Source organism: Streptomyces sp. NRRL WC-3549, from assembly GCF_000721935.1.
Lineage (GTDB): Bacteria > Actinomycetota > Actinomycetes > Streptomycetales > Streptomycetaceae > Streptomyces.
The window spans coordinates 36,765-40,349 of sequence record NZ_KL585443.1; the positions used below are offsets into that span (position 1 = coordinate 36,765).

The following is a 3,585-nucleotide window of genomic DNA, read 5'->3' on the forward strand; positions in this document are numbered from 1 at the left end:
AGATGTGTATAAGAGACAGGGGCGGCGATGTCCGGGACGTATCCGGTGAACGGGCACAGCACGTGCTCCACGAAGACCGGGAAGTTGTCCCGCATCCTGCGCAGCGCCTCCGGACCGGGGGGCGGCCCGGTGGGCTCGGGGGTCTGCTGGGGCCTCGGCGGTTCCGGATCTCCGATGCCGGCGCTCATCGTGGCCGTGGCCGCCTCGGCGCCTTCACGCCGGAACGTCTCACGGACGTCGGCGAACAGGGTCCGCGCCGCCACCGCGTCGGGCAGCACCTCCACCACCGGCGGCTCGTGCGCCACCCGGTCGAGCCGATCCGGGTACCGGCTCAGCAGGTCGAGCGCGACGACGGCGCTCGCGCTGGTGCCGAAGACGGAGGCGCGCCCGCCGTCCGGGCAGAACGCTTCGATGAGCCGGTAGACGTCGTCGCTGTGCTCCTCGACCCGCTGGTCGGTGACCGGGGAGTCGAGCCGGCTGCGCGAGTAGCAGCGCGGGTCGTAGGTGACCACGGTCCAGGCGTCAGCGAGCTCCTCCGCCAGCGTCTCGTAGAGACCCGCGTCGGCGCTGCCACCGGGCATGAGCACGAGGACGGGGCCCGTGCCGCGCGCCTCGTGGTGGAGGGCGGCACCCGGTACCTTCAGGGTGCCGACCCGGACCTTCGTGGGGCGCTGCTCAGCCATCGCTGTTCCTCCGTAGATGTCGTCCCGGCCCTCGCGGGCCGGTGCCGCGGGGCGAGGTGCCGGGCGGCAGGCGTACCGCGTCGTCCGTGAGGCCCGGCCCGCGCAGGCGTGGGCACGGGGCGTCCCGTGGCGGACTCGACGGCCCATCAGGGCCGAAGAGCCGTCGCCGGGAGCGCCGGACCGGTCCAAACGCACGCCGTCGCCGTGTGCGGTCCCGGCCTCCCGTGCGCACGTCCGGCAGACCTCGGCGAAGGCGTGGGGCGCTACGGACGCGTCCTTGCCCGCCGGGTCGGCGGGCTTCTTCACCACCGGTGGCGCGGGCCGCGTCCGCGGGTCCCCTCGGACCTTCACGTGCTGCGTGTGCTTGTGGACGCCGGTCTCCCCGACGCCGGAGCCGCGGGCCGGCGCCTGGAGGGTCGACGTGGCGGAAGCCGGCACCGTCCGCCGGTTCCGCCGTGCTCGCGACGCGTCCGGCTGTGGGTCCGGCCTTCGCCATGCGCATCCCCCGCCGCTGCCTGGGCTCTCCAGGCGGCGACCAAGCGTACACAGGAGGAGCCCGCGGCGGGCAACGGATTTTCCGTGGCCCGCCGCGGGCTTCCCACGCCGGCAGCGGGGCCGGGGTCGGCGCGGGAGGTACGGGTGCGGTGTCAGGGCAGCTCGTAGTTCCCGTCCAGGGCGGCACCCTCGCCCGGGTTGTTCTCGTCGTAGCCCCGGGCGTCGCACTGGAGGCCGCCGATGATGCAGTGGTCGACCATGGCGTCCAGCGTGGCGTCGTCCCACGCGTTGAAGAAGTCGTAGTGGAAGGAGTGCCCCGTACCGCTGGCCAGCCTCACCTGCGACAAGTCGCCGTTGACCGGCCAGGCCATCTTGAACTCGATCATCGGCAGGGCGACCGGATGCGTGGCCGGGCAGACGTCCTGGTTGGCCCCCTGGGCCCCCGGGTACGCCATGTGGGACTGATGGTCGGGCGTGTCCAGGTGGATGCCGTCCCAGCAACTGGGCGCCTGCATACGCAGGTTGAGCTGGACGTCGGGGCGCGTCGGGCAGGCCGCGGGGATCTCGACGTTGTGGTAGCTCTCCCCGCACTCCCAGCCCTCGACCATGCCGGGGTGGTCGCGGAACTCCTCGGACGTCTGCATCGGGTCGCCGACGACGAACCGCAGCCCCTTGGGGAACGGCCGGACGCTGGTGTAGTCGGTCACGCCCGACTTGTAGTAGATGGTCTGCGGTCCGACGGGACGGACCTCCTGGTCACCGTTGTAGAGGGTCGGCATCCAGTACGCGGACAGGTCACCCGGCGCCTTGCACGCGGTACCGCCCGCGCCGAGGGAGGCCGTGGTGCTGTTCTCGTCCGTGGTGTCGTTGCCCATGAACGTGTGGTTGTGTGACCTGCCCAGCTGACCGGGGAAGACGATCGGGTCGACCGAACCGGTGTGGGTCACCGAACAGTTCGCCTGGAACTCGTGGAAGTACCGGTGCGGCGGGATCTCTGTGGACGGCTGCACCCCGGTGTATGTACCCGTCACCGTCCGGGTCGTCACCCGAGGGCACGGGTGCCCCCGCCATGGTGTGGCCCTGCATGACGTGCGCCGCGGTGGCCGACTCGGCGCCCGGGCGCGGGGCCGCGTCGGCGGTGGCTCCTCCGGCGCCGGTGACGGCGGTGAAGCCCAGGAACACCAGGGCGAGGGACGTGGCGACGATCAGGGCGGACACCACGGTGCTTCTGCTGATTCTTTCGGCCATGCGGACCTCCATGCCGCTCTGCGTCCGCGCACATCGGATGCGCGGTGGGGGGAGAGTGGGGCTGGTGACGCACTGCGGAAGCCACCGCCCGCAGGGGGCCCGGAGACGATGCGGACCGGGCCGGGAAACGGTGGGAGAGCGCTCTCCGAAGCGGTGTCAGTGTTGCGCCGCGGTGGAGACCGTGTCAATGGGGTGGTGAACGGCAGGCGGCCGTGGGGGCGTTGGCCTGGCGCGTCCGGCGGGGCCGAGCGGAGTCCACGCATCAGCGGTCCCCCCGGCACCGGGGGCGTCGGCCCAGCGTCTGCGGGCTTCTTCGGCGTCGCCCTGACGGCGACCGTTTCGAGGAGCGCACCACCACCCGTCGCCCCGGGACGGGCGCCGTTCCGGGGCGGCGGGGCCGGGCGGGCCCGCGACGGCGGGCCGCCCGGTGCGCGGACGGCCGGGGGGCGACAGCCGGTGCGTGGACGGCCGGGGAGGGCCGACGGCCGGGGGCCTCGGCCCCGACGGCGCGCCCCGGCCGCCCTCGTCGCCCGGCGGGCGAAGGCCGCCGCCGCCCCGGGGGCCACCTGAGACACGCTCCGGCCCACCGCTTCGGCGAACCGCCTGCCGCCACGGTGGACCGGACACCATGCGTCCCCGTCGGGCCACGAGGGCTCCGACGGGGGCGCCGGACGGATGACGCGTCGCCGTCAGGCGGTGTGCAGCGTCAGCCCGTAACGGTTGAGGATCTCGTTGATGGGCTGGTGCCAGGTCTCACCACCGCTGCTGCAGTTGCCCCAGCCGCCCGAGGTGACGCCCTGCGCCTGGTCGCCGCTGATGAACGAGCCGCCGGAGTCGCCCGGTTCGGCGCAGACGCTGGTCTTCGTCATCTGGTGGACGGCGCCCTCGCTGTAGTTGACGGTCTCGTTCGTGGCCAGGACGTTGCCGCAGTGCCAGTGGCTGGTGGAGCCGGAGCGGCAGATCGAGGCGCCGATCGGGGCCTCGTTGGAGCCACGGACGAGCTGGTCGGAGACCGTGCCCCAGCCGAGGACGACGGGGACCGTCCACCAGCCGCTGCCGACGTTCACCCAGGCGTAGTCGTTGTCGGGGAAGGACGAGCCCTGGATGTTGCCTATGCCGGAACCGTCCCAGCCGCGGACCTCCTGTCCCGCGCCGCCGC

The 3,585-nt window shown here is 73.2% G+C and carries 2 protein-coding genes and 1 pseudogene; all 3 read right to left on the bottom strand.

Annotated features, from left to right (window positions below; genetic code table 11):
* The coding region (locus IH13_RS0134025) for an alpha/beta fold hydrolase (RefSeq protein ID WP_063837532.1) at positions 1–683 on the bottom strand (683 nt) is incomplete at its 3' end.
* Between the two features lie 647 nt (positions 684–1,330).
* A pseudogene (locus tag IH13_RS39215) lies at positions 1,331–2,426 on the bottom strand (DUF1996 domain-containing protein).
* A 689-nt stretch (positions 2,427–3,115) separates the two neighbouring features.
* On the bottom strand, positions 3,116–3,585 hold a 470-nt coding region (locus tag IH13_RS0134035; protein WP_031090665.1), incomplete at its 5' end, for a S1 family peptidase.